The 546-nt window shown below is 61.0% G+C and carries 1 rRNA gene; it reads right to left on the bottom strand.

Going from position 1 to position 546, the window contains the following annotated elements:
• Nucleotides 1–443 precede the first annotated feature (443 nt).
• Nucleotides 444–546: ribosomal RNA gene (locus QSK03_RS32955) — 16S ribosomal RNA — on the bottom strand; the annotation flags it as partial.

Below are 546 nucleotides of genomic sequence, written 5' to 3'. Positions count from 1 at the left end.
CCCACGTCCTTCATCGGCTCCTGATGCCCAGGCATCCACCGTGCGCCCTTGACAACTTGACCAACACACACATCAAGAAATCACGACACAAATGTGCACAGAAACAAAAGATGCTCGCGTCCACTGTGCAATTCTCAACGACCACACGAACCAGCGCCCACCCCCACCAACCGGCGAGGAGGGCGCTGCCCGTCCCCAAGAACACAACCCCCCGCCCCCACCAAGGGGCAGGCCGTTGTCCTCTCAGGACCCAACAGTGTGCCGGCCCAGCAAACGCTGGACACGTTCGGTGTTTCCACTTTTCTCGAGCAACCCGATCCCGAACCCGAACATCCCGAAAGACGCTGCGGGCTGGTACTAGGGCCCTCCACCACCAGCAACCACGATGCACAGAACACACGTCTGTGGACACCCGGCCAGCGGTGTTCGGTGAAGCTCCTTAGAAAGGAGGTGATCCAGCCGCACCTTCCGGTACGGCTACCTTGTTACGACTTCGTCCCAATCGCCAGTCCCACCTTCGACCGCTCCCCCCCTGACGGGTTGGGC

Origin of the sequence: Actinomycetospora sp. NBRC 106375, from assembly GCF_030269665.1 — a bacterium.
Lineage (GTDB): Bacteria > Actinomycetota > Actinomycetes > Mycobacteriales > Pseudonocardiaceae > Actinomycetospora.
Note: the sequence above shows the minus strand (reverse complement) of the source record. Positions and strands in the feature narration are given on the sequence as shown.